The organism is Algoriphagus sp. NF, assembly GCF_028823735.1.
GTDB lineage: Bacteria > Bacteroidota > Bacteroidia > Cytophagales > Cyclobacteriaceae > Algoriphagus > Algoriphagus marincola.
Genome location: NZ_JAPEIB010000008.1, coordinates 99,921 through 121,228 on the forward strand (window position 1 = coordinate 99,921; position 21,308 = coordinate 121,228).

Consider the following 21,308-nt stretch of genomic DNA (forward strand, 5'->3'; position numbering starts at 1 on the left):
GCCTAGGGTTTAAACTAATCTGAAGAAAAAATAAGAATGGATTATCTTGGGGATAAAAGGCAAAATACGGGTATGGTTTTCCCTAAATTTTAGCCATGATACTATTGTATGAAATCCCAAAATGGCTGTCCTCAAATACGACCTTCCCATCTTTAATGAGAATGGCTTGAGGAGATTGATGAGGAACTCCAAAGTCAATGGCAACTTGATCGGATAGCGATCGGAAAGCAATCAGATCTAAAAAATAGGGTATCAGACGCTGCTCATCTTCTTTCTTCCAATTGCGTGCTAGTCTGTCGAGTGACATACTGCTGATGGAGCATCGCGTACTATGCTTGAAAATCAAGACTGGCATGTCTTTACTCTGCTGCTTGATTACATCAATTTGTCCGGGATCGGTAAGTTTTTGCCAATTCATACGTTATTCTCCTAATTTTGACCTGAATCTCAATTGAAAATTTACTAACCTTCATGCGAATTAAAAACGCAACATATTTGCAAAAATACAGTCTACTTCTAATAAGTTCCTTATTTTTCTTCTTTTCCTGTAAAAGTTTGGATATATCAAGTCTAGGAACTTCTCCGATTGTACCGGAGGCCCTATCGGAAGTATCCCTACCTGCACAAATGCCGGCGGCGTCTTTCGACCGTTTGATCAATTCACAGATTCCACAAATCTTGGTAGAAGAAGATGATTTAGATCTGGGAAATGGTTTGGAGGGGAATCTGCAGATTAGACGGGCTGGAAAGGTAACCTGGAAGACCTTAAGCAAGGAGCATTTAGAATTGAGAGTTCCTTTGCAGATACAGGGGGAAGTCGGCTTGAAACAAGGAGGACTCGGGAGTCTTTTCAGGAGAAGAGTTCCTTTGGACGAAAATTTTGCGCCTCTGATTCGAATCAATCCTGAGGTCAACCCTAATTGGTCTCTATCGGTCCACGATTTTGAATTGGTTGAGCTTGGTGGAGATTTGACACTGGAAGTTTTGGGCATAGAACTGGACTTGACTGGCACGCTTGAGCGTCAAATCCGGCGATGGGCAGCGATGAATCTAGGTCCTGAGCAGGAATTGGTTCAATTGAAACCCTGGATTGATATTCTTTGGCAGCAGGTAGGAAAGCCTTTTGAGGTGAGTTGGCAAAACCAAAACCTAGCATTCTCGATTCAGCCTCAAGAAGTAGGTTTTGATGAGCAGTTTTCTGGGAATAATGCGCTGGATTTGTTCTTAGGTTTGAAGGGAAAAATCCAGAGCCACCCAATGGAGGCAAAGCCTTCGAGAGCTTTTCCACTTCCGAATTTGACTCAGCGAAGAGAGGAGAAAAACCTTATTTCAGCGCGAGTTCCTATTGGAATAGGATATGAATTTCTCGATCAGGAACTGGGCAATTTCTTAGGCAGTTCGCCTATCCGAGTGGATAAAAAAACCACCATGCAGCTATCCAATCTGCAGACCGGTCCTTTTGGTGAGTTGCTTATGGTTCGAGCAGACTTTTTGGCTATCCGATCAGATGGGGAACAGTTGGAAGGAGAGATCTACGTGGTAGGTAAACCCTCTTTTGATCAAGTGGAACAGCAGTTAGAGCTACAAGATATCAACTTCAAAGTGGTCACAGAAAGTACCAAAGTAAAGTGGGCGGTAGCTTTCAAAAAGGGGAAGATTATCCGAAGGATAGAAAGACAGGCAAGGTTTCCCATTGATGAATTATTGCAGGGCACTTTAGACTCTTTTCAGGGGCAACTAAAACTAGAAACTCCCATTGCAGATCTTCGCTTGGAGGATTTGAGTCTAGCACCCGGTGGATTTTATCCTTTAGTCGATGAATTGCTGATTCACATGCTGATCGAAGGGAAAGTTGATATCAGCTGGAAGTAATTAGCGAAAAAGCTTTCCAAAGCTATCTATTCCTTTTGTCTCGGCCGACTTGAGCATTTTGATTAAAAGCTGAGCTGTCAAAAAAGCATCACCAGCAGCTGTGTGTCGGTCTTCAGTTTGAATTTGATATCGCTCACAAAGTTGGTCTAGCCCGAATTCCCGCATCGGTATTTCATTCCAGTTGATATGTGGTCCGTACTCCAGTCGGACAGCAAGGTCTAAGGTATCCAAATGTGGATTGGGAAAACTCTTCAAACCAAAAGGTGAGGATATTTTTTGAAGCATTTCCAGATCAAAATTCACATGATGCCCAACGATTATTCCTGAGCCCAGATAGCTCAGCAGTTTTTGGCTGAAAGTCTTTGGACTGAGCAGGTTTTCCCGATTGATCAATCCGTGAATTTTTGCGGTATTCGCGAGACTTTTTGAAGACTCAGGATAAAGTTCAATCGCTGAATCAACCCGGATTTTTCCCTGTTTGATTTTTACCGCACCAAAGGAAATGATATGATCTTTTTTGACATCCAAGCCTGTGGTCTCCGTATCTAAGACGATGAATTCCAGCTGGTTGATTTTTCGGATTGGAGGAATAGACGATTTAAAAAGAGCCAAATATTCTTCGACAAATGACTCTTTTTTTTCCTCCGGTCGAAATGGCCACCAGCTCATGAGCGGAAGAAGTCAAGTTGGAATCTGACCTGGATAATATCCTGAAGCTCTCCGATAGGGCCAAAGGTGTTTTTGAGAAGCTGACGTTGTATTTTCCCCAATTTTTCGGGAGCAATATAGCGTCCACTATTGCCATTTTGAAGACCTTCAATGGCCCGCATACGCATCAGAATTTCATAGGCTTTGGCTGCTTGGGTAAAAAGCTCCCTATAGTTGGGTTCGATCTCAGCGAGTTTTTCGAATCGTTTGAAGGTATTGTTAATACCCGATACGCCATGATACAACACAAGAAGCCTCGCCAAATCGGTAAGCGGCATCATTGCTCGGGCTTTGATGTCAAATTGATCCCGATGCTCACCTGATTTTTCTACCAGAAAGTTTCGGAAAAAACCCAATGGCGGAGGGTTTTGGAGGGCATTTTTTGCTAAGAAATTTAAAAAGACCGGCTTCTTTTTGATTTCTTCGAAGACATGAAAGCTCAACTCATCACCGAGAGCCAGATTACCTGCTATCACTCGAAAATCAAAGAAAATGGATGATCTCAGCAAGGCTTCCGGGCTTGGGTGAAGAATCCATTCGGTAAATTTGGCTTTCCATTTCGAAAGGGGTAAAACAAAATCCGCATTGGAAGCCATGATATTTGCCGGGCATGCGCTAAATCCGCAAGTAAGCATGGCCTCTACCACATAGCTTCCCAGTTGCTGAAAGTATTCTTGTGCTTTTTCTTTAAGGTCAGCTTCTACATTCCCATAAAGTATGGCATTATCCTGATCGGTGCGAAGCAACTGTTCTTCCCTTCCTTCTGAGCCTAATGAGAGAAAAGCAAATGGCACCTTTTCCATTTCCGGGTAGTCTTTTCTCAAGTATTTTTTGCCAAAAGCAATGGCTTGCTGAATGATGACATCATTAATTTCTGTCATCACACCCGCTACGAAATCCATGGCCACCTCATTTTCTAGATAGTAGCGGAGCATAGTTTCTGCACGATCCCGGATTTGCGCCATTTCTTCAATGGTGCCGGCATTGTTGAGAGCATGGATGAGCACAGCAGGAGAGTTTCCCATGGAAAGTAAAATATCATGATCGGAAAGAATTCCAGACACGGGACTCTCTGCTGTGCCATCCTCAGTGAGAATGAGGTGGTGAAGGCGGTTTTTGATCATGCTGAGATATAGATCAGCAAAAGCCGTATCCGGTTTTCTGGTAATCACCGGGCTAGACATGATCTCCGAACAGAAATCATCAGGAGAAATGCCTTTAGAAAGAACCTTACTTCGTAAATCCTTATCAGTAATAATCCCAAGGGGATACCCGTGCTCATTGCAGATAACAATACTGCTGACTTGACGCTCATCCATAAACTGAGCTGCTTCTCGGATGGTGTTTTCAGGCTGGCAAGTCAGGACATTTTTGGAAATACGGAAGGCACTCTGCCCCGAAAAAATCAATAACGAATGGTCCTCAGACTTGCGGCTAAATTCCATTCGGGCCTCCTGCCCCTTTTCCAAATCCGCTTTGAATACCACCTGTCCCGCAGCAAAGCCCGCAGCAAAATAGAGCGATACCTTTGGGTTTTTCTCCAAAAGCTTTTCAAAAATAGCTACCGGTATTGCATAGATAAGGCAATTCTCTCCCGCAAGTGCGTCAAGCACGTAGGGTCTTTTCCCCAGCAAAGCCAATATTCCAAATACATCACCCACATCACAGTATTCTCGGATTTCACCAGCTTCTTGAAGCATGATTTGTCCTTCTTTGAGAATGAAGAAATGAGGTCTTGCAGGTTCTCCCTGATGAAAAAGCCATTCATCTTTAGATAGGTAGCTGATTTCTACCGATTGAGCCACAGATAGCAGGTCGCCCTCTTCCAAAAATGAAAACGGAGGATGCTTTCTGAGAAATTCGGCTACCCGATTGATGATGACATTACTCATTGGAAAAGGAAAGAGTGTATTTTGGAATTTTTTCTGCCAAACTGGCAAAAATTAATTTGGTTAACTTTTTGTACTTGACTTGATTCAAATTATTTAAATGAAATCATTTTCCCAATTCATCCGACCAATTAAAAGGCTCTTTTGGGCCTTGATTGTCGCTTTTATGGTTGGTGTTCATAATTTCTACAAGCAGGAAATGGATTCTCAGGATTCAATTGTTTCTTCCATTGAACTAGAGGCAGAGGAGGAGGATTCTTCACCTAAGGACTAAAAAAAGGAGCTGATTTTTTAGCTCCTTTATTGTTTATTTCCTTCCTTCAATAATCTGATTGACTACTTCCGGATCGAGTAGTGTACTGGTATCCCCCATATTTTCGGTGACACCTTCTGCTACTTTTCTAAGAATTCTACGCATGATTTTACCCGATCGGGTTTTGGGTAGCCCAGGCACGATTTGAATTTTATCCGGTTTGGCGATCGGACCGATTATTTTGGAGACTGTATCCTTGATCTCAGCGACCAAATTTTCTTCAGTTCTGTTTTTCATATCGCAGATGACGTAGGCGTAGATTCCCTGACCTTTGACTTCATGCGGATACCCGACCACTGCTGATTCGATGACAAGTGGGTGCTCGTTGATGGCGTTTTCTACTTCGGCCGTACCCATTCGATGTCCGGAGACATTAATGACGTCATCCACACGGCCTAAAATTCTGTAATATCCATCATGATCTCGTTTTACGCCGTCTCCGGTGAAGTACATTCCTTTGTAGGTAGAGAAGTATGTTTGCTTGCACCGCTCATGGTCTCCGTAGGTCGTACGAATCATCGATGGCCAAGGGAATTTGATGCAAAGATTTCCCTCTACTCCATTTCCAGTGAGCTCTTTCCCATCGGCATCTACGATGGTGAGTTGGATTCCTGGTAGTGGAAGCGTGGCATAGGCAGGTTTCGTTGGGGTAATTCCAGCTAGTGGAGATACCATGATTCCTCCTGTCTCCGTTTGCCACCAAGTGTCTACGATCGGGCACTTTCCTTTTCCGATATGAGTGTGATACCAATGCCAAGCTTCTTCATTGATGGGCTCTCCGACTGACCCAAGTACCTTCAGCGAGCTAAGATCATTGCCTTCAATGGGCTCAGTTCCGTAGGCCTGTAAAGCGCGAATTGCAGTCGGGGCAGTGTAAAACTGATTTACTTGATGCTTCTCTACCACTTGCCAGAAGCGTCCGGCATCCGGAAATGTCGGTACACCTTCAAACATCAAGGTGGTAGCCCCCGCCAATAATGGACCGTAGACGATGTAGGAATGCCCTGTAATCCAGCCAATGTCAGCCGTACACCAATAAACATCACCGGGGGAGTATTGGAATACGTTTTCAAATGAATATTTGGTATAAACCATGTATCCACCTGTCGTATGGACCACTCCTTTGGGCTTGCCTGTTGATCCGGAAGTGTAAAGGATAAATAGCATGTCCTCAGAATCCATCTCTTCTGCTTTGTTTTCAGTAGATTCGTTTGCTACCACCTCGTGCCACCAGAAGTCTCGACCTTCTTTCATGGTCACCTCTTGATTGGTTCGCTGATACACAATGACACTTTCGACGGAGGCTTTTTCCAAGGCTTCGTCAACGACGGCTTTCACAGGAATTTTCTTCGCTCCTCGGAAATTGCCATCAGAAGTCAAAACAGCCTTTGCTTTACAATCGATGATTCTATCGGCTAGCGCTGAAGCACTAAATCCTGCAAAAACAACGGAATGAATGGCACCAATTCGGGCGCAGGCCAGCATAGCCACTGCTGCCTCGGGCACCATGGGCATGTAGATAATGACCCGATCTCCCTTTTGTATACCCTTGGATTTGAGGGCATTGGCAAATCGATTCACTTCTTCATATAATTCCCGATAGGAAAGGGTTCGTGTTTTTTCATTGGGATCATTGGGCTCCCAAATGATGGCAGCCTGATCTGCATGGGTAAAAAGTTGTCTCTCGAAAATATTCTCAGTGATGTTCAACTTTCCTCCTGCAAACCATTTCACGTCTGGCTTTTCGAAGTTCCATTCCAGCGTTTTGTTCCAGCGTTTTCTCCAGAAAAATGAATCGGCAATTCTTGCCCAAAATTCCTCAGGCTGGCTCACACTTTTTTGATATTCGTAGAGGTACCCGCTCAGGGTATGCAATCGATCGCTCATGGGTTTTTATTTTAGGTTTATTTAATTAGTTCAATATTGCTTTTACTTTTGCTACCAAGTCTTTATTGACAAAGGGTTTGGTCAAATACAAATCCGCCCCGATAGCCAATCCCTTCTGAATATCTTGCTCCTTACTTTTTGCAGAAAGAAAGATCACTTTGACAGATGGGTCCTGATTCTTGATGTATTTACAGACCTCATAGCCGTCCACTTTGGGCATCATAATATCCAAAATTACCAGACTTGGGGAATCCTTGTCCACTATGCCAATGGCCTCTTCTCCATCACGAGCGATAAAAACGCGATGTCCATCTTTTTTTAAGAGGTATTCCAGTGACAGGAGAATATTTGGTTCGTCATCGACGATTAATATCTTACTCATAGTGTTTGGGTCAGTTTTTCTTGTGGTTTAGTAATCAAAATCGGCAGCTTGATCTCAAAGTAGGTCCATTCATTTTTTCGATCAACGCTTAGTTCTCCCTGATGGGATTCAATGATTTTTTTGGAAATAGCCAGCCCCAACCCACTTCCTACCGGCTTCTTACTGTTTTGATTTCTGGCTTGAAAAAACTTATCAAAGATGTAAGGGATCTCCTCTGAGGGAATACCCGGGCCATCATCCCAAACCGAAATCGTCCAAGAATTGCCTTCAAATTGAGCTTTGATTTTTACCTCAGAGCGGGCAAATTTTGATGCATTGGAAAGTAAATTCAGCAAAACTTGCTTGATTCGGTCTGGGTCCAAGTTTTGCTTTTTTATGCTTTCAGCTAGCTGAAGCTCAAACTTCAATCCTTTTTCTACCATCACTTGGCGGATTGATTCTGCAGATTCTCTGATAAGTTCAAGTAGATCAACTTCCCGGAGATTCATTTTCTGCTTTCCTGAGTCGAAACGCTCCAAATCCAGCACTTGATCGATCAATCGGCTCATCCGCTCAGTTTCCTGAATGATTATTTCCAAAAATCGATTACGCTCTTCTTCGGGTAGCTCATCTTCTTTTATTATCTCCGAAAATGCCCGAATGGATGTGATGGGTGTTTTCATCTCATGGGTCACGGTAGAGATAAATTCGTCCTTCAGTAGATCATTGATTTGAAGTTTTTGGATCAATTCCTGAAGCTTTTTAGAGGCCTTTTTGAGTTCTCGGCTTTTTGCTTCAAGCTCTTTGTTGAGAGCCTTGATTTCGCTGGATTCCTTTAGAATATCCAAGACCTCTTCCATTCGGATTTCCTCCTCTTTGACTACGGATGCAACCAAGATTCGAGCTGAGGCCGCACCGATGACGCCACTCAGAAGACGCTCTGAATAATTGACAAATTCAGGATCGGCCAAGGCCTTTTCATCCAGTTCTTTTCCTGTATTTGTAGTGAAGTCTTTAAGAGCTTTGGCTGTTTTCTTTTCCCCGAGAAAATTGGTTAAGAGTGTTTTCAAATCCAGTAAATAAGCTTGTCCTTTCCAGACTACTGACGAATCCATAGACTTACTGAGTCGGAAAATATCCACGAACACAACGGCTTGATTGTGCTCTTTTGAGCTTTGAATAGTAAAAAGGCTGACTCCTACGAAGCAGAAAATATTCATTGCCAAGCTGAAAAAAAGTCCATGAGAAATGTAACTCAGATCCGAAAGGCCCAAAAGCGCCTCAGGCCTTAAAAAACTCAAGCCAAATGGGCCATGCTGTAGAAGGCTTTCCGAAAAGTATCCCACATTCACCATAGTTGGTAAGACCAAGGTGTAAAACCAAATAGCAAAACCAACCAAAATTCCTGTTTGAGCCCCTCTTCTGCTAGCCTGTTTCCAGTAGATTCCACCGATAAGGGCAGGGGCGAATTGGGCTATGGCTACAAAAGAAATAAGGCCAATGGAGACTAAAGTGAATTGTGCTGCGACTTGATGATAATATGAATAGGCGGCAAGTATCACTAGAAGGATGGATAGTCTTCTTGAAAAAAGTAAGATTTGTCCCAAGCGGTGTTGATTCCTTTTCTGAAATCCAGGAAAGGAAAGTAAGATCGGCATTACCAGATAATTACTGATCATGGTACTCAGGGCGATGGTAGATACTATAATCATTCCGGTTGCAGCCGAGAATCCACCGAGATAAACTAGGATGGCTAGCCACTTTTCGCCCAAGGCTAGTGGAAAAGCCAGTACAAAAGTATCCGACTGAAACAAGCCCTCTGGAAAATACACCATGCCACCGAATGCGATGGGGAGGACAAATAGATTGATCAAAAGGAGGTAGAGTGGGAAAAGCCACATCGCCGTATCGATATGCTTTTCACTCGTGTTTTCGATGACTCCTATTTGAAATTGCCTCGGCAGAAATAAAACCGCCATCATGGACAGCAGACCCATCAGAAACCACTCCATGGCACCATTTTCACCTTGAAGAGTGAATAGGCTATCAAGACCTTGCTGAGCACTTTGATTGAAGAGATCCCCAAAACCTTCAAAAACGAAAAAGCTAACAAAAACCCCTACTGCCAAGAATGCGATGAGTTTAAAGACAGACTCGAAGGCTACTGCCATAACCATCCCTTCATGTTTGGCGGTAGCCTCAATTGCCCGTGTGCCAAACAGGATGGTAAAGGCTGCCAAGACCAAGGATAAATAGAAGGCTGTGTCTTGGTAAAAAGGAATTCCCATCGCCAAATCGAAACTCTGTGAATCCTGTAGCATCTGAAAGGAAGAGGAAACCGCCTTAATCTGAATGGCGATATAAGGTAAAATCCCCACCAAACTCAAAATAGTGACCATTCCTCCCAGGGTTACATTTTTGCCATAGCGACTGGCGATGAAGTCAGCGATGGAAGAAATATTTTGGACTTTGGAGATGCGGATAATCTTCCTCAAGACGATCCACCAAAGTGGTGCTGCCAGGCTTGGCCCTATGTAAATGGTCAAAAAATCTAGTCCGTGAGTAGCTGCTCTTCCCACCGATCCATAGTAGGTCCAAGCAGTACAATATACGGCCAGACTCAAGGCATAGATTGCAGGATGATTGGAGAGCTTGCGGCCGGTTTTGGCTTTTTTCTCCGAAAACCATGCAATGGCAAATAACAGTGCCAAGTATCCGAAGGTGAACGATATGATCAGCAGATTACTAAACATTCGCTTTTGAATTCGACTTTCGAAGGAAGATTACCATGGCTATGATTAGAAAAAGCCAAATTCCGAAGACCATCAAATACAATAATGGTATGCCCAGCCAGCGCTCGGGGATGTCATAAATCGCCAGCACCGGATAGTTCAGTAGGAAAAGGCCAAAAATAAAAATAGCCCAGAGAAACTGCTTTTTCCGTTCTTCTTTCATGGTTTTTGGGTCAAATCAAACACTTAAGATAATCCTTTTGGGAGGCTAAAAGAAGAGAAAGCACGGGTATTCCTCCGGCTTTCTCTTTTTTAGGATTAATGGTCGTGTGCCTCACCCGCACCGCGAGGAATACGGATTTCCTGAATCATGTCCTGTACATCCTGAGGCGGAGCTGGTGTGAATTTGGATACACCATAGCAGATTAGGAAGTTGAGTACCATTCCCACCGTCCCAATTCCTTCCGGAGAAATACCAAAGAGATACTTATCCGCAGAAACCGCTTCGGGACTAAGTCCAAATAAAGTCACTCCAAACTTGAAATAAACGATGTAGATTAGGGTGAAAAGTAAGCCTGAGACCATACCTGCAATGGCTCCTTCCTTGTTAATTTTGGTGGAGAAGATTCCCATGATGATTACCGGGAAGAAAGATGAGGCTGCCAATCCAAAAGCAAAAGCTACCACTTCGGCGACAAATCCAGGAGGGTTCACTCCAAAATAGCCGGCCAATACAACCGCTCCCGCAGCAGAAATACGTGCAATCAAAAGCTCGCGCTTTTCGGTCATATCTGGCTTGAAGGTGCGGAAAAGATCCCGTGATACAGAAGTAGATATAACTAGGAGAAGCCCAGCTGCAGTCGACAGTGCAGCTGCCATTCCACCGGCTGCCACGAGTCCGATTACCCAATTGGGTAGCTCAGCTATCTCAGGACTGGCAAGCACCATGATGTCTTTGTCGATGGAGAGTTCGTTAGTGGCCGGATCAGCAGCATATTGGACAATTCCGTCTTGGTTTTTATCATCGATCGCAATCAAATTGGTTTTTTGCCAATTACCGACCCATTCGGGAAGATTGTCTATAGGCTTTTCAGCCACCGAATCTAAAGCATTATATATTCCAAAAGCTGCTACTGCGGGGGCTGTGGTGTATAATATAGCGATGAATACCAAGGCATAACCTGCCGAAAGTCTTGCGTCTTTCACCCTTGGGACGGTAAAAAACCTTACAATTACGTGTGGAAGACCAGCCGTTCCTACCATGAGTGCAAGGGTAATCGCAAAGATGTCAATTGTGCTTTTCCTTCCAGAAGTGTACTCCGCAAAGCCCAAATCACCCAAGACTCCGTCTAATTTGTCCAAAAGGTAAGTACCATCTGCGACTGTGCTACCCAAGCCTAATTGTGGAATTGGGTTGCTGGTCAATTGCATGGAGACGAAGATGGCAGGAACCATAAAGGCAAAGATCAACACACAATATTGAGCGACCTGTGTGTATGTGATTCCTTTCATGCCTCCAAGAACAGCATAGAAAAAGACGATACACATCCCGATCACTACTCCCCATTCGATGGGCACTTCCAAGTATCTGGAGAAAACAATACCCACTCCACGCATCTGCCCTGCCACATAAGTGAAGGAGATGAAAAGGGCGCAGATGACTGCGACCACCCGGGCTTTATTCGAATAGTATCGGTCTCCGACAAAGTCAGGCACGGTAAACTTTCCGAATTTTCTTAGATATGGAGCAAGTAATAGTGCCAAAAGCACATAGCCTCCGGTCCATCCCATCAGGTAAACGGATCCGTCATAGCCAGAAAAGGCTATCAAACCAGCCATCGAAATAAATGAGGCAGCAGACATCCAATCAGCTGCTGTAGCCATTCCATTGGCCAAAGGAGAAACTCCACCTCCAGCCGTGTAAAATTCTTTGGTGGAACCTGCCCTAGTGTAGATGGCGATTCCGATGTAGAGGGCAAATGATAAGCCCACCAGTATATAGGTCCAAGTTAAAATATCCATGTTATTTGGGGTTTAGGGGCTTATTCTTCGTTTACATCAAATTCCTTGTCGAGCTTATTCATCTTGTACACATATACAAAAATCAAAAGCACAAAGGCATAAATAGAGCCCTGCTGGGCAAACCAAAAACCGAGTTTAAATCCTCCGATTTTAATGGCGTTTAGCTGATCGACAAGTAGGATTCCGAATCCGAATGAAACGGTAAACCAGATGAGGAGGAGAATCCCCAGAAGTTTGAGGTTTTTCTTCCAGTAGGCTTCTTTACTGAATTTGTTTTCTGTCATGGTTATTGGGTTTAGAGAAATATTTGTGTCTGCAAAATGAATTCACCGGCAGAACCTGATCTTCTGAAATTGTCGAAAATAGGGCGCTGACTGTACTGGAAGGTGATTTTGGCTTGATGTGCATTGATGTAGTAATTCATGCCGAGGTCATATTGCCAATTCCCTTCCTCAAAGTATTCAAAATTCTTGTGGGTGATCGCTCCGAATGGCTGTAATTTTCCTTTGTCTCCTAAGATATTTTCAGGTAAAAGGAAGCCTCCCTGCGTGTAGAATATTTGCCCTGTTCCGATCATTGGTTGAGCATTTCCAGGGCCATTTTGGCTACTTCCACGTCCATAGCCCACATTCATGATTCCTACATTTCGGATGTAATTGGGGCCGAAATTATAGTGATAATAGACTGAGTAAAGGGTGAGCGCAGTTCCTGTTGCCTTATTGAGAGGCATGTCTAAAAAAGCGTCCAGCCCAAATAGTGAAATAGCGTGGTTTTGAGTCTCTCCGGCAGCGTTTTTTGAGCTAGTCGCATCGCTATGATGATGCCAGCCAAAACCCAAATTGAATACTCGTTTTGTTCCCAGGTAAGTACCTACAAAATAGGGGAGCTTGTTATTTTCTTTATCCCAAAACTGATAGTCAAAGTAGCCTTGAGTAGCCCAATGATCATTGATCACATTAGCAGCTATTGGGCGTGAAGTAGCTTCGTCGTATCTGCCTCCAGCTCCCACAGAAAATGGTTTGTTGAGAGCCATTCGGTAGTTGAGCTTACCGAGCATTCCTTTCGCATAGAAGCCAAACTGTCTCGCAAATTGATCCGTAAGTTCGATTAGTGGCCAATTGAAAATCGGCGCATCGACAGCCATAAAGTTAAGCGTACTATGACTGGTCATTCTTGAGATTCCATTCCAGTAGTGGAGGCCCATCCCGAGATAGAGCTCATTGGTGACTTTAAACTCTGTCCATACGTCGTGAAAGAAAAGCTGAGGTTTTTTGGCAGACATACCTGAGGCAGAGCCCAAACCTGTTTCAGGATCCACTGTCACAGGATTGCTCCCTGGATTACCTGTCAGTCCTCCTCCGGGAATTCCCCCATTGGTAAAGGTTTGATTATTGATGCCAAAATGACTTAGGATCAGAAAGCGAGGGGAAATTTCTGCATAAGCAAGAACTCTCGCTCTTCGAATGCCAATATCCGCTGTAGTGGATTGTGGGTTTCCGGCTACATCGAGGGTTCCAGGATTGTTTTGGATGACTCGTGCCCACATTTGATTCCAGAGTAGGAAGCGGATATATTTTGATCCGTCATCATTGAGCTTCAGCGTGAGGGGTTTGTAGGTATGGTCTACAAAATCCTGGTTTGCTTTTTTAGGCCTTTCGGTTTCTTGGGTTCGTTTTTGGGCATAGGTGGGCATCCCTAATAAAAGGACTCCACACATGCTCAAAAGCACGGTGACATTGTTTTTCATGGTTATCTGGGTTGTAGGTGCCTCTTTTCCAGGCCTGTAGAAAAGAGGTGACCCAAGATGTGGAGTTGGATTTCAAATCAAAAAACAGATGTCTTTTTTTGCTAAAAAAATATAGCTACCCAAATATTATTTGTTTAGCTATTTTTAAATCGCTCCCATTTGATCATCATAAACTTATCACCCAACTCTGTGAGCAGCATTCCTGACCCTTGTAGATTTTCCTTTTTAGTCATGAATTTCACTAATTCATCATGACTGAGCACCTTATAGGTAGGTCGATAGTCATATTGCTCAGGGGCTTTGACCTTGTATTGCCTGACCCAGTTCATGACAGATACATGACTCACACCTAATATTCTTTCGATTTCCCGAAAGGAGATTCCTTCTACATATAGCTGTAAAGCTTTGACTACATAGTAGGAATCAATGCCTTTCCCAATTTTATTCACCGAAAAGTGATAATTGCATTTTTTGCACTTGAATCGCTGCCGCCCGCCTACAATTCCACTTTTTACTACTTTAGGATGATTGCATTTGGGACAAAAAGGCTTTTCCATATTTCATTTTCATTATGAACTATAGAAAATTAGCGAAACTATATCTATTTAGCAAATATTCATTTTCAAATAGAAAAATCAATCCGAAACAGAAAGAAATTTGGTGATTGAGACTTATATCTAGTCGAATCTTTCTAAAAAATGATTATTTGCTCCCCTGCCAATATTAAAGCTAAACGGTCTAAAACAAGCTTTTATATGAAGAAGCCTAATACTTCGATCTTCTTTCTTCCTACTTCCAGCCTGATTTCAAAAGAGATTGAGGATACGGGCATGATTCCGTATTTCCATATTTTTAATCTCAAATCAAAAACTCTGAAATAATTGCTAAACCTGCCGCCAGAAAGCTGACCAAGAGTTTATTGAGTTGTAATTTGTGATGAGGGCTACTTTCAAAGAAAATGGTGGTGGATATATGCAAGAATCCTCCTGAGACCAAGCCATAGAGTACTCCAATCCACTCTTTTTCCAAAATTCCTGATTGGAAAATAAGCGAGCTCGAAATCATACCCAGTGGAGATGCTAAGGCAAATATCACCAGTAAAATCAAGGTCCATCGCTTACTTAAGACTTGAGATATTACAGCCGCTAAGGCAAAAGCTGCAGGACCTTTATGCAGGATAATACCCAGTAAAAGCGTGTTTTCACTGTGCACATGCCCGATGTGTGCATCCGTTTCGCCCATCAAAGTACCATGAGAAAGAAGTGTGCCTTCCAGAAATGCATGAATAAACAAACCCAACATCACGGTCAAAACGCCTTTGGACTTTGGACCATGTGGCAAATGGATATGACCGTGCTCGATACCACTCGATAGAAACTCCAGAATCTGCTGTAGGAGAAAGCCAATCAGGATATATAGCCCCATTTTGGCACTATCAAAGCCACTATCAAATAGCTCCGGAATGATATGTAAAATCGTGATCGAGAAAAGATAAGATCCTGCAAATACCAGGAAAAGTTTGAAATACTTATCCTTCCAACTAGGCGCAAAAAACACCAATGAGCCAGCCAGGAGTACTGTGAAAAAAAGAAGAATAAAGTTTAATACCATGTCGGGACAAGGCCAGTTTTTTCCGGCCATGTTTGAAAACCATGGCAAAGGTAAGAAAATTCAATAATGTTGCATTTATTTCCTCTTATCAGTTGGTAGGAAAGGATAAGTATGGCTTAAGCCCTTCACTTACATGAAATTGATATTCACCATTTGAGTCGCTATAAATCAAAAATACTTTGATCTCCTCAGTCTCTTCATCGAGAGCAATAGCTTTTTCCAGTCCCATGACCATCATAGCTGTAGCATAGGCATCGGCGGTCATACAATCAGGCCCTACGACAGTAGCCGAAAGTAAATTGTGCCGAACGGGATAGCCTGTCTTTGGATCAATCGTGTGGGAAATTTTCACCGAGTCCTGAACATAGAAGTTTCGATAGTTGCCTGAGGTAGCCATCGCTTGGTTATCCAAAGCAATGATGGAATACAGATCTGATGCGGTGGCTGATTCCTCGGGTCTATTGATGCCTACTTTCCAGATTTCACCTCGGTCATTCACACCCTTTGCCACCAATTCTCCTCCGATTTCTACCAAAAAATCATTAATACCTTTTTCTTCCAAAAAATCAGCTACTACATCCACTCCCTGACCTTTGGCAATAGCCGAAAAATCCAAATACAAGCCATTAACAGTCTTTCTGACTTGTTTTTCATCAAAGATGACTTTGTCAAAACCTACCAGATTCAGAAGATCCCGGATTTCTACCGAATCTTTCAGGCTTGGTCCATCCGGACCAAAACCCCACACATTGACCAATGGTCCAACTGTAGGATCAAATGCTCCATCTGTTTTTTGGAAAATATCTTTGGAAGCCTTCAGTACCTGAGGAAAATAAGGCAGGTCAAAAACCAGGCTGTCTTGCTGGTTGAAGCGGCTGATCTCGGAGTCTGGGATATAGGTGGATAAACTTTGGTTGAAAACAAGGAGTAGGGAGTCCACGGAAAACTTCAAATCTCTCCCTTTGGTATCCAAATAGCTGATTTGATAACTGGTTCCCATGGTTTGTCCGGAAATGGAAATCCGACCTTCATAAACCGTTTCCTGTACAGACTCCGATTCTTCTTGGCCACGATTTCTCCAGAGATAAACCGCCAATACCATCAAGAGAAGTACCAGGGAGTAAATGATGTTTTTTTGTTGGTTGGATCGCATAGTTTAGTGATAAATGTGATTATGAAGGAATCTCAATTACTGCGTTTTTTCAAATCAATTTTAAAAGTCCGATGAAGGACGACCGATGTCTGCTGTTTGCTTAACCTTAATTTCCACCCGGATTTTCAACCAATTTTCTTCGTGATTATTAGAGGCTATTCACCTTCTAAAGAGATTCAAATTTAGCTCAATTTTCAGCTTGTGGATAAAATCTATCATAAATTAAAAGGTATGAAAGGCTGGTTTGTTCTCAAGTCAATTCTCGAATGAATCTCAAGAGCTTCCTTCTCCATACTTCCCGCTTCCATCTATAAAACACGAAAATCGCTAAATCAAATAATTAGCGACTTGTAGAATCCCTATATTTGTATCAAAGCAAAACCATGAGAGAAGACTACCTGAGCGGAGACGAAGAAAGCCTAAGCCCCAAGGATCAAGAATTTGAGCGGGCATTACGTCCCTTGAGTTTTGAGGATTTTACCGGTCAGGCCAAGATTGTGGAGAATCTCAAGGTGTTTGTTTTGGCAGCAAAAAAGCGGAGCGAACCGCTAGATCATGTCCTCTTGCATGGGCCTCCCGGTTTGGGAAAAACCACCCTCAGTCATATCATTGCCAATGAACTTCAGGCAGGGATTAAAATCACTTCAGGTCCGGTGCTAGACAAGCCATCGGATTTGGCCGGTTTGCTGACCAATCTGGAGGAGGGAGATGTACTTTTTATCGATGAGATCCATCGACTCAATCCCATCGTGGAGGAGTATCTCTACTCGGCCATGGAGGATTTCCGCATCGATATCATGCTGGACTCAGGCCCCAATGCCCGCTCGGTGCAGATTACACTCAGTCCCTTCACCCTGATAGGGGCGACTACCCGTTCGGGGCTACTGACTTCTCCCCTCCGGGCAAGATTTGGGATCAACTCCCGCCTCGAGTACTATGATGCGAAGCTGCTGACGGATATCGTATCCCGGTCAGCGGGAATTTTGGATACTCCTATCGATGAAATAGCTGCCTTTGAAATCGCCAGAAGAAGCCGAGGCACGCCGCGTATTGCCAATATGCTTTTGCGCCGTACCCGGGATTTTGCTGAGGTAAAGGGAGATGGTAGGATCACTTTGGATATTGCTAAGATGGCCTTGGATGCCTTGGATGTGGACGAGCATGGCCTGGACGAGATGGATAACCGCATCCTGCTGACCATCATCGAGAAATTCAAGGGAGGTCCCGTAGGGCTAGGCACGATCGCCACGGCCTGTGGAGAGGAAGCTGAGACTATCGAGGAAGTGTATGAGCCTTTTCTGATTCAGGAGGGCTACATGAAGCGTACTGCCCGGGGAAGAATGGCCACCGAACTCGCCTATCAACACCTAAAGATCAAACCAAATCCCGGTACAGGGAGTCTTTTTGGGGATTAAAACTGGATTTTGGGAGGATGCTGTCCTGCTTCTCCGGGAGCCGGACAAGTGTATAATCCTGGTCTTTTCTGCTTTTGGAAAAGCAGGATAGCTAGATGGGAAGACTATTCGATATCTAAAAATGGCCTCAGGAATTTCCTGAGGCCTATTTTTTTTAATCTTTCAGCGAAGCCATATCAATAACAAATCGATAGTGCACGTCTCCTGCGATCGTACGTTCATATGCTTCATTGATTTTGTCCATTGGAATAATCTCCACATCCGATACGATGCCATGCTCCGCACAGAAGTCCAGCATTTCTTGGGTTTCTTTGATTCCTCCTATAAGTGATCCCGCCAAGCTTTTTCTTCCAAAAATCAAAGAAGTAGCATGAATCTGCTCAGGAGTGGGTGGAACACCTAAAAGAACCATCACACCATCGGTACGAAGAAGGTTTAAGTAGGCTGAGTAATCGTGAGATGCCGATACGGTATCAATAATCAGATCGTAAGTTCCTTTCAGCCGTTTCATGTTCTCCGGATCAGTAGTTAATTCGAAGTGATGGGCGCCGAGTTTATCAGCATCTTTTGCTTTCTCGGGAGATCGGCTAAGCATTGTCACTTCAGCTCCCATAGCGGAAGCTAACTTGACAGCCATGTGACCCAGTCCTCCTAGTCCTACTACGGCGACCTTGTCCCCCTTTTTCACTTTCCAATGGCGAAGCGGGGAATAGGTCGTGATGCCCGCACAAAGCAATGGAGCCACACCTTTGAGGGGTAGTTTGTCGGATACTTTCAGTACAAATTTTTCAGTCACCACGATTGAAGTCGAGTAACCTCCATAAGTGACTGTTTTTTTATCCTGTAAATAAGAGCTATAGGTTCCCGACATTCCTTTTTCGCAGAATTGCTCCAGATCTTCTTCACAGTTTCCACAGGTACCACAGGAATCCACCATGCATCCTACACCCACTGTATCTCCCACTTTGTGGTTTTTTACATCAGATCCGATAGCTGTTACCTTACCAACGATCTCGTGACCTGGTACTACCGGGTAGATGGTTCCACCCCATTCATTTCGGGCAGTATGGATATCAGAGTGACATACGCCGCAATATAAAATCTCAATTTCCACGTCGGAAGGTCTTGGGGTCCGGCGTTGGAGGTTAAAAGGGCCTAAAGGTTGATCTGCCTTTTCGGCTGCAAAAGCTTTTACAGTTTTCATAAAAAGATTGATTTTGGTTAAAGTTTATGTTTTAAAAGCAGGCCATTTCTTAGAAAGTTTAGGCTTGCTGGTATCAAAAAAGCCATGAGTTTGATTCTCATGGCTACTAGTTGCTATCTTAAATCTGCTGCCGCATCCTCGTCCAAAAACCAAATTAAGTTTCCGCTTTCAGGCTTCACCAAACTGGCTGGATAGGAATCAAAATTTCCTTCTTTTCGGATCACCTCACGCACCTTTTCTGCTTTGCTTTTTCCAGTCACTAAAAAGGCCACGGTCTCAGCACGGTTGATGATTCCTCCGCTAAGGGATACCCGAATCTGTCCGGATACCGGATGTGCTACCGTCACACAAAGGTCTTTGGCTTCCCACTGATCAATGGAGTCCGGAAAAATCGACGCCGTATGTCCGTCGTCTCCCATTCCCAAGATCACCAAGTCAAAGCGAGGCATTCCACTTTCTGCAGGCAAATGCTTTTGCAGTACTTCGGAATAGCGTTTGGCTTCTTGGCTAGGATCATTTTCACCTTGAATTCGATGCACATTCTCTGCAGGCATTTCAATTTTTGAGAGCAGGTGATCCTGAGTCATTTTAAAATTACTCTCCGAATCACTCGGCGGTACACAGCGCTCATCTCCCCAATAGAAATGCACCTTTTTCCAGTCGATTTTTTCCCTATACTTAGCTGCCAATTCATCAAAAACAATCTTGGGTGTACTGCCACCGGAAAGGGCGATATGAATCTCCGATTTACTATCAATCAGATCGGACAAATACGCAGAAAAGCCTTTGGCTACAGCTTCTTTATTTTCAAAAATTCGGGTTTCCATGGGTTTTTGGTTTAGCAAAGAATACAAAATCCTGTTTCATCGGTCAGCAAATCTCCGGGGTTGCGCCAGCCAAAGCTATCTTCGATCAGTTCGTCCGAATTGCGAGGTCCCCAAGTTCCCACCGAATAGCCGTAGGTATTGACGGCGGGGTTGTTTTCCCAGCATTTCAATATGGGGTCTACAAATCGCCAAGCAGCTTCCACCTCATCGGCACGGGCGTAGAGCGTAGTATCGCCTTGCATGGCGTCTAGTAGCAGACGCTCATAGGCATCCATGACCTGGGCGGACTCTAGATCGGAATAATAAAATTCCATATTCGCCTGCTCCACATGAAATCCTAGGCCCGGAACTTTCACTCCGAATTTGATTAAAATCCCCTCATCGGGCTGGATTCGAATGATTAGCTTGTTGTCCTTGCGGTAAGCGTCTTGGCTCATGAAGACTTCATGGTGAGGCGTCTTGAAGTGAATGACCGCCTCGGTGACCTTGGTGGGCATGGCCTTTCCGGTACGAACATAGAAAGGAACGCCTTTCCATCGCCAGTTATCCACAAAAAACTTGATTGCCGCGTAGGTTTCGGTGGTGGACTCGGGATTTACCCCTTCTTCTTCCCGGTAACCTTTGACCGTTTTTCCATCAATTTCGGTTTTCACATACTGACCTCTCAGCGTGTTTTTGACGATTTCCTCGTCCGATTTCATGATTCGGAGGGATTTGAGGGCTTTGACTTTTTCATCCCGAATCTCCTCCGCATCGGAGGAAATGGGTGGCTCCATCACCAGCAGAGAGACAATTTGCAATAGGTGACTCTGAAACATATCCCGAAGTGCTCCCGATTTATCGTAATAGCCTCCCCTTTTTTCCACTCCTACCGTTTCGGCATTGGTGATTTCCACATGGTGAATGTAGCGTCGATTCCAGAGCGGCTCGAATATGGAATTGGAAAATCGGGTCACGAGCAGGTTTTGCACTGTCTCTTTTCCCAAGTAATGATCGATTCGATAAACCTGCTTTTCATCGAAATAGTGATGCAGCGCATCGTTTAGGGTTTTGGCTGACTCGAGATCATAGCCGAAAGGCTTTTCCACAATCAAGCGTCTAAAACCATCTTTTTCCTTGCTGAGTCCTGCCTCGGACAGGTTTTTGGCGATTACCTCATAGAGACTCGGAGGCGTCGAAAGGTAAAAAATGTAATTCCCAGAGGTGCCGTGCTGTTCATTCAGAGAAGCTATCCGATTGGCCAGTAAGTCATAGCTGTGGTCATAGTCATTACCCAAGTCTTGGTAGTGAAATTGTTCTGCAAAGGCCTGCATGGTTTGAGGGTCTTCTTTGCTGTTTTCTTTTTGAAGAAAAGGGCTTTCCAAAATGGCTTTGGTCCGAAACTCCTCGTCGGTCATATTGCTCCTGCTTACTCCTAGGACACAGAAATTTTTGGATAAATGACCGCCTTTAAAAAGGTTGTATATGGCCGGAATGAGCTTCCTTGAAGTGAGATCCCCAGAAGCACCAAAAATGATAAGCATCTGGTTGGGTGTTTTTTTCATAGGGGGGAGCTTTGTTGTAAAAT

Annotated in this window: 19 protein-coding genes; 3 read left to right on the forward strand and 16 right to left on the reverse strand. The window is 43.9% G+C overall.

The annotated features are described in order from the left end of the window. Positions 1 to 82: 82 nt before the first annotated feature. Entirely contained in the window at positions 83 to 418 is a 336-nt protein-coding gene (gene ytxJ, locus OU792_RS05700; RefSeq protein WP_134200280.1) for a bacillithiol system redox-active protein YtxJ, read from the reverse strand. A 137-nt stretch (positions 419 to 555) separates the two neighbouring features. On the opposite strand from ytxJ, the gene OU792_RS05705 reads away from it, so the two are divergent. Beyond that, positions 556 to 1,872, forward strand: coding sequence for a DUF4403 family protein (locus tag OU792_RS05705; protein ID WP_274669703.1), 1,317 nt, complete (start codon positions 556 to 558; stop codon positions 1,870 to 1,872). Here OU792_RS05705 and OU792_RS05710 read toward each other — a convergent pair whose 3' ends face one another. Further along, positions 1,873 to 2,541, reverse strand: coding sequence for a 3'-5' exonuclease (locus tag OU792_RS05710; RefSeq protein ID WP_100628577.1), 669 nt, complete (start codon positions 2,539 to 2,541; stop codon positions 1,873 to 1,875). Beyond that, complete coding sequence (locus tag OU792_RS05715) at positions 2,538 to 4,472, reverse strand: DUF294 nucleotidyltransferase-like domain-containing protein (RefSeq protein WP_134200284.1); 1,935 nt, start codon at positions 4,470 to 4,472, stop codon at positions 2,538 to 2,540. The genes OU792_RS05710 and OU792_RS05715 overlap by 4 nt, the downstream gene beginning before the upstream one ends. A 97-nt stretch (positions 4,473 to 4,569) precedes the next feature. Here OU792_RS05715 and OU792_RS05720 point away from each other — a divergent pair, with 97 nt between their 5' ends. Continuing rightward, the gene (locus tag OU792_RS05720) at positions 4,570 to 4,743 is read left to right on the forward strand and encodes a hypothetical protein (protein WP_166669364.1); all 174 of its coding nucleotides are present in this window, start codon (positions 4,570 to 4,572) and stop codon (positions 4,741 to 4,743) included. 33 nt (positions 4,744 to 4,776) lie between these two features. Here OU792_RS05720 and acs read toward each other — a convergent pair whose 3' ends face one another. The 10 genes from acs to OU792_RS05770 form a co-directional block, all read right to left on the reverse strand. After that, positions 4,777 to 6,669 carry an acetate--CoA ligase gene (acs, locus tag OU792_RS05725; protein WP_134200286.1) on the reverse strand — a complete coding sequence of 631 codons (1,893 nt, stop codon included), beginning with the start codon at positions 6,667 to 6,669 and terminating at the stop codon, positions 4,777 to 4,779. A gap of 25 nt (positions 6,670 to 6,694) precedes the next feature. Then, a complete protein-coding gene (locus tag OU792_RS05730; protein ID WP_026946294.1) occupies positions 6,695 to 7,051 on the reverse strand; it encodes a response regulator transcription factor in 357 nt (118 codons plus the stop codon). Continuing rightward, positions 7,048 to 9,783: a sensor histidine kinase gene (locus OU792_RS05735; protein ID WP_274669704.1), complete on the reverse strand. Its 2,736-nt coding sequence runs from the start codon at positions 9,781 to 9,783 to the stop codon at positions 7,048 to 7,050. Before OU792_RS05735 ends, OU792_RS05730 begins: the two co-directional genes overlap by 4 nt. Further along, positions 9,776 to 9,985, reverse strand: coding sequence for a hypothetical protein (locus tag OU792_RS05740; RefSeq protein WP_134200290.1), 210 nt, complete (start codon positions 9,983 to 9,985; stop codon positions 9,776 to 9,778). The genes OU792_RS05735 and OU792_RS05740 overlap by 8 nt, the downstream gene beginning before the upstream one ends. A gap of 95 nt (positions 9,986 to 10,080) precedes the next feature. Continuing rightward, positions 10,081 to 11,784, reverse strand: a complete 1,704-nt coding sequence (locus OU792_RS05745) for a sodium:solute symporter family protein (RefSeq protein WP_134200292.1) — start codon at positions 11,782 to 11,784, stop codon at positions 10,081 to 10,083. A 20-nt stretch (positions 11,785 to 11,804) separates the two neighbouring features. After that, complete coding sequence (locus OU792_RS05750) at positions 11,805 to 12,068, reverse strand: DUF4212 domain-containing protein (protein ID WP_024284321.1); 264 nt, start codon at positions 12,066 to 12,068, stop codon at positions 11,805 to 11,807. Positions 12,069 to 12,079: 11 nt separating this feature from the next. Continuing rightward, complete coding sequence (locus OU792_RS05755) at positions 12,080 to 13,477, reverse strand: porin (protein WP_446698878.1); 1,398 nt, start codon at positions 13,475 to 13,477, stop codon at positions 12,080 to 12,082. Between the two features lie 188 nt (positions 13,478 to 13,665). Further along, the gene (locus OU792_RS05760; RefSeq protein WP_134200296.1) at positions 13,666 to 14,088 is read right to left on the reverse strand and encodes an IS1 family transposase; all 423 of its coding nucleotides are present in this window, start codon (positions 14,086 to 14,088) and stop codon (positions 13,666 to 13,668) included. Positions 14,089 to 14,389: 301 nt separating this feature from the next. Further along, on the reverse strand, positions 14,390 to 15,142 hold the full coding sequence (locus tag OU792_RS05765; RefSeq protein ID WP_134200298.1) for a ZIP family metal transporter: 753 nt from the start codon (positions 15,140 to 15,142) through the stop codon (positions 14,390 to 14,392). A gap of 88 nt (positions 15,143 to 15,230) precedes the next feature. Then, on the reverse strand, positions 15,231 to 16,295 hold the full coding sequence (locus OU792_RS05770) for an FAD:protein FMN transferase (protein WP_134200300.1): 1,065 nt from the start codon (positions 16,293 to 16,295) through the stop codon (positions 15,231 to 15,233). A 383-nt stretch (positions 16,296 to 16,678) separates the two neighbouring features. Between OU792_RS05770 and ruvB the strand changes: the two genes are divergently transcribed. Further along, on the forward strand, positions 16,679 to 17,710 hold the full coding sequence (gene ruvB, locus OU792_RS05775) for a Holliday junction branch migration DNA helicase RuvB (protein ID WP_026946302.1): 1,032 nt from the start codon (positions 16,679 to 16,681) through the stop codon (positions 17,708 to 17,710). 154 nt (positions 17,711 to 17,864) lie between these two features. On the opposite strand, the gene OU792_RS05780 is transcribed toward ruvB, so the two are convergent. From OU792_RS05780 to zwf, 3 genes are all read right to left on the reverse strand, one after another. Next, positions 17,865 to 18,914: an NAD(P)-dependent alcohol dehydrogenase gene (locus tag OU792_RS05780; protein WP_274669705.1), complete on the reverse strand. Its 1,050-nt coding sequence runs from the start codon at positions 18,912 to 18,914 to the stop codon at positions 17,865 to 17,867. A 113-nt stretch (positions 18,915 to 19,027) separates the two neighbouring features. After that, on the reverse strand, positions 19,028 to 19,741 hold the full coding sequence (gene pgl / locus OU792_RS05785) for a 6-phosphogluconolactonase (RefSeq protein ID WP_274669706.1): 714 nt from the start codon (positions 19,739 to 19,741) through the stop codon (positions 19,028 to 19,030). Positions 19,742 to 19,752: 11 nt separating this feature from the next. After that, the gene (gene zwf, locus OU792_RS05790) at positions 19,753 to 21,285 is read right to left on the reverse strand and encodes a glucose-6-phosphate dehydrogenase (RefSeq protein ID WP_134200306.1); all 1,533 of its coding nucleotides are present in this window, start codon (positions 21,283 to 21,285) and stop codon (positions 19,753 to 19,755) included. Positions 21,286 to 21,308: the final 23 nt, after the last annotated feature.